This window comes from Moorena sp. SIO3B2, assembly GCF_010692525.1.
Taxonomy (GTDB): domain Bacteria; phylum Cyanobacteriota; class Cyanobacteriia; order Cyanobacteriales; family Coleofasciculaceae; genus Moorena; species Moorena producens.
In genome coordinates this window covers 20,347-25,452 of sequence record NZ_JAAHHE010000079.1, presented here as the reverse complement: position 1 = coordinate 25,452, position 5,106 = coordinate 20,347, and the positions used below count along the sequence as shown (strand labels likewise).

At 41.4% G+C, this 5,106-nt stretch carries 5 protein-coding genes; 4 read left to right on the top strand and 1 reads right to left on the bottom strand.

What is annotated here, in order from left to right; all coding sequences use genetic code 11:
* Positions 1-14: 14 nt before the first annotated feature.
* From F6K38_RS18190 to F6K38_RS18180, 3 genes are all read left to right on the top strand, one after another.
* The gene (locus tag F6K38_RS18190; RefSeq protein WP_287249442.1) at positions 15-1,277 is read left to right on the top strand and encodes an RNA-guided endonuclease InsQ/TnpB family protein; all 1,263 of its coding nucleotides are present in this window, start codon (positions 15-17) and stop codon (positions 1,275-1,277) included.
* A 112-nt stretch (positions 1,278-1,389) separates the two neighbouring features.
* Positions 1,390-1,536, top strand: a complete 147-nt coding sequence (locus F6K38_RS18185; protein ID WP_154659697.1) for a hypothetical protein — start codon at positions 1,390-1,392, stop codon at positions 1,534-1,536.
* A 396-nt stretch (positions 1,537-1,932) separates the two neighbouring features.
* On the top strand, positions 1,933-2,241 hold the full coding sequence (locus F6K38_RS18180) for a hypothetical protein (protein ID WP_287249440.1): 309 nt from the start codon (positions 1,933-1,935) through the stop codon (positions 2,239-2,241).
* Between the two features lie 74 nt (positions 2,242-2,315).
* On the opposite strand, the gene F6K38_RS18175 is transcribed toward F6K38_RS18180, so the two are convergent.
* The gene (locus tag F6K38_RS18175; protein ID WP_287357091.1) at positions 2,316-3,500 is read right to left on the bottom strand and encodes a DUF3095 domain-containing protein; all 1,185 of its coding nucleotides are present in this window, start codon (positions 3,498-3,500) and stop codon (positions 2,316-2,318) included.
* 171 nt (positions 3,501-3,671) lie between these two features.
* Between F6K38_RS18175 and murJ the strand changes: the two genes are divergently transcribed.
* The coding region (gene murJ, locus F6K38_RS18170; protein WP_287357089.1) for a murein biosynthesis integral membrane protein MurJ at positions 3,672-5,106 on the top strand (1,435 nt) is incomplete at its 3' end.

Sequence of the window (5,106 nt, the reverse complement as noted above, 5' to 3'; positions counted from 1 at the left end):
TAGCGGAAGGGTCGATGCTAACTCAAGTTAATAATCTTCGTTTAGACAGGCAACAGATTTTGGCTCTCAGGCAAATGTGTCATTTGAGCAAGAATATGTTCAACGTGGGTTTATATAACGTCCGTCAGTATTTCTTCCAGGAACGCAAACATTTGCGGTATGAGAGTAATTATTATCACTCTAAAGAGAATGAAAATTACAAGTTACTACCGACGGACATTGCCCAGCAAACCTTAAAAATTGTCGATAGATCCTTTAAATCTTTTTTTGGTTTACTGAAACTAAATAAGAGTGGAGGTTATCAAGAAAAAGTAAGACTTCCGAATTACTTACCAAAGGATGGACATTTCCTCTTGGTTATCCCAGTGAGAAAGCGCGACTGGGAGAAACTCCCGGGAAAGAACTGGTTATTTACCGTTCCTATGTCTCGTCAATTTAAAAAGGAGTACGGGGTAGTTCAGTTTACTGTCCCAGAGAGGCTAAGGTCTAAGACTGTCAAAGAGATACGCATACTTCCTAAATACAAAGCCAGGTATTTTGATGTTTGTTATTGCTACGAATATCAGCCTGAGGTAAAAGTAGAAAAAACTAGTGAAATATTGGGAATTGATTTAGGACTTGATAATTTTGCTACATGTGTTAGCACCACTCAAAAGTCATTTATTATTGACGGTAAAAAGATCAAGGCTGACAATCAGTTTTACAATAAGCGTAATGCCAAACTTCAGTCTATTAAAGACTTACAAGGCATTAAGATATTGACCAATCGACAAGCTAGGTTGCTAAGAAAGCGAAATCACAAAATCAGGGATTTCACTAACAAGGCGGCTAGATATGTCGTGAATTGGTGTAGAAGAAACAAAATCAACAAGATTGTTATCGGGTACAACCCCGACCTAAAACAAAGGGTCAACATGGGCAAGCGGAACAATCAGAAGTTCACCCAGATTCCGATTTATACGTTTAAGGACAAGCTGGAAAGCCTCTGTCAGCGGTATGGGATTGAATTAGTTGAGCAAGAAGAATCTTACACCAGTAAAGCATCTAGCCTGGATAAGGATGAATTACCAGTATGGAATGCTGATAACCCAAAAAGTTACACATTCAGCGGTAAAAGAATAAAGCGTGGATTATACCGCACTAGTAAAGGTTGGTTGATCAACGCTGATTGCAACGGAGCACTAAATATAATTCGTAAACACACAAGTAAGCCCGATGATTTTATCGGAGGGTTTAGAGGTTGTTTGGCTCAACCGTTAAGGGTTTTATGCTCTTAAGAATCCCCCGCTATAATCTACGATTTAGCGGTGGGAGTGTCAAGGTCCGATTACTGATAGCAGTGGCTTAGACACCTTAAAGACTTACTTAGAGCAACTGGAAAAATTGGCATTGACTTGGAAAGAAAAGTCTCTGACTCAAGAACAAGTGCTGGCCAACTATTCCCAAATACCTGCTGCTTATAAGAATTATAAATTTCAAGGATTATACAAGGATAATCTTGAAACAGCTTATAAGCAAATTACCGTTGAACGTTGAGGGTTTCAGGGGGAAAGTTGCTGAATTATTCCAGGATAATTGAGGATATCATAATAAGGTAAGCTATCAGCTATCAGCTATCAGCTATCAGCTATCAGCTATCAGCTATCAGCCTTGGCCTTTGGCAACGCTACTATTCGCCCAGCGTGCGCGTAGCGCAATCGGTGCTTTTGAATAAAATAAGCTGACTACTGACTGCTGACTGCTGACTGCTGACTGCTGACTGCTGACTGCTGACTGCTGACTGCTGACTGCTGACTGCTGACTGCTGACTGCTGACTGCTGACTGCTGACTGCTGACTGCTGACTACTGACTACTGACTGCTGATTGCTGATTGCTGACTGCTGACTGCTGATTGCTGACTGTTAACACAATAAAAATCATATCATATTATCATGACTAATCAAGAAGAAGACCCATTGAAAAGCAAGCTAGAGAAAAACTTACAAGAGTCCCAATGGCTACAGAAATTTAAACAACTGAGTCAAGGACTAAGCCAAATTAAGACAGAAATTCCTCTAACTCAACTCTGTAAACTAGAGTGGGTTACTGCTACTGATAGCTTAATCATTCACTGTCCAAATCTAGAAGTCAGGGATGGATTGTGTAAACTTTCATCCCAGATTGCCCAAATCACTATTGGGGCAAAATGCTTTATTATTAGATATGCTGACTATGAAGACGTTACTATTAAGCCAGTGTAATTATTCCCTATCATGCTATTAGCTATCAGTTATTAGCTATCAGTTATTAGCTATCAGTTATCAGCTATCAGTTATCAGCTATCAGCTATCAGCTTAAGTCTATCTTTCATATCTTTCGCAGCTACAGCGTAGCCTCCGTCTGCACCATCCACAAAATGTACTTGGCGTCCATGGCGCTCAAATACCAGACAGGTCATCAGTGCTCGGTCTGAAATATGCAGACCATACACTAACTTACCTTGTTTATAATTCTTTTCCAAATAGTCTGTTAATTGTTTTCGTTGTACTTCATTGCCAGCAATCACCATGCGCAAGATATCATCAAACTTTCTGTAATCCGTTGCTGCGATCGCATTTAGTTTATAGGCTCCCCAGTCTCCATCTGTAAATTTCACCTTCAACGTCATAAACAACCAGCCCAAGAGATTTTCAAACCAGATTTTAAAAAAATAGAGCATCCTATGGATCAGCTTACTAGATTGGGCGCACAGCCGAGTTTCAGCACTTAATTTTTCATAACTAAAGGCTAGATTTAAATAGTTTTCATCAACTGGATTTAAAACCTCTTCACTTCCATAAATAGTGTCAATTTTTTCAATAATTTCTCGATAAGTCAAATTAGCGAAATCTCGTTGATTAGACGTTGCTTTAACAATCAAGCTGATCGTTTCACCATATTTACTAGGAATGTCTTGCCAGCGACACTCTAAATTAGACAAATCAGCTTTAGCCTTATCAGTAGGATTTTTGTAAAGGTAGATGTTAGTTGTATTTGGATGTTTAATCAATTCAGTAGCATAAGTCAAACCATCTCCAGTAAATATAGCCTGATAATAGTTTTCAGATACCTTGAGCTTCGCTAATTTAACATCATAATCATTAACTCTCACATCAGACATAGGTACTGCACCCACCCGCAATTCCATCCCAAATTCTTCCCTGGCTAGCTGACTAGTCGCTAACAACGCTTCCCGAGCAAGGGCAAACAGAGAAGGAGGAATCAACAGAGTTGCACCATCTCCCCCAAATACAAAAGGAATGTCTAAATTACCTGCTATATTTAAAACAGCGACAATGGAGCAGGCTCCTAATAGGTTAACCTCTTTGTAGCGTCCTGATTCGATAGCTTGAGTCGAACCAATAATATCGCTAATTACAACATACCAATCCCTGGGAACCGATTTAAAATTCTGAGAGTCAGTAATATCGATGAAGTTTTCTAAAAGGGGTAAATTAGCATAAAAAAAGTCTGTAGTCATGGTTTAATCTAAAGGAATAACAAACCTTTTTAGTAGGGTGATAACACCCTGAAAGGCACTTAGATAAAACCAAGCTAGCTGCTACACCCTAGCAACCGTCAACTGTCAAGGGTCAACAACAAGGGATCCTTATAAAATAAGCAAGTTAACTATTGATTTTATTAACCATTTGTGTCTGAAAACCAGAAAACCACTCGTTCCCTAGCTGGCATTGCCGGGATTGTCGCAGTAGCCACCATTATTAGTAAAGTATTTGGCTTAGTCCGCCAACAAGCCATGGCAGCAGCCTTTGGAGTTGGTCCGGTTATCAATGCCTACAGCTATGCTTACGTGATCCCCGGCTTTTTATTAATCCTCCTCGGTGGCATTAACGGACCTTTTCATAGCGCCTTAGTTAGTGTTCTCGCTAAACGAGATAAATCAGAAGCCCCACGGCTGGTGGAAACAGTAACTACCTTAGTCGCGTGCATCCTGTTACTAGTAACCATTGCTCTAGTGCTATTTGCTCCGGTCTTAATTGATGTTCTAGCACCAGGGTTTCAGGATACTCCAGAAGGGTTACAAGTTAGAGCGATCGCAATCCGGCAATTACAGATTATGGCACCCATGGCAGTGCTAGCCGGATTAATTGGCATTGGCTTTGGTACCCTCAATGCTAGCGATCAATACTGGCTACCTGCCGTCAGTCCCTTATTTTCTAGCATCACCGTCATTGTTGGCTTAGGAATATTAGCCCTACAGTTGGGCAAAGAAATTAGTAATCCCGATTTTGCCATGATCGGTGGGATTGTCTTAGCTGGGGGTACCCTTGCTGGAGCAACTCTTCAATGGGTAGTGCAGCAAATCGCTCAGTGGCGCAGTGGCCTAGGTAAAATACGCCTACGATTTAACTGGGGTATCCCTGGAGTCAAAGACGTGATGCAGGTCATGGCTCCGGCCACCTTTTCCTCTGGGATGCTGCATATTAATGTCTACACCGACTTATTCTTTGCCTCCTTCCTCCCCCAAGCCGATGCTGCTGCTGCTAGCTTAAACTATGCCAATCTTTTAGTGAATACCCCCCTAGGCATTATCTCCAATGTTATTCTAGTTCCTCTACTGCCTGTATTTTCCCGACTAGCCGCTCCCGAAAATTGGCCAGAACTCAAGCAACGGATTCGCCAGGGAATTCTGCTCAGTGCCTTGACAATGTTACCTTTAAGTGCATTGATGGTGACCTTAGCCATGCCCATCGTGCAGGTAGTGTATCAGCGTCAAGCCTTTGATGCTAATGCCTCTCGGTTAGTAGCATCAGTGCTCATGGCTTATGGGATGGGCATGTTTGTCTACTTGGGACGGGATGTGCTAGTGCGAGTATTTTATGGTTTAGGAGATGGACAGACACCCTTTCGTCTGAGTGTGATTAATATTCTTCTCAATGCTGTACTAGATTACTTTCTAATCGATACCTTTGGCACACCCGGTATTGTATTTGCCACCATTGGTGTGAATGCCTTTTCCATGGTAGTGCTGTTATGGATATTGAACCGCAGGCTAAATGGCTTACCTTGGCAAGAATGGATGTTGCCAATTCTCGGTTTAGCAGTAAGTAGTGTAATCGCTGGTG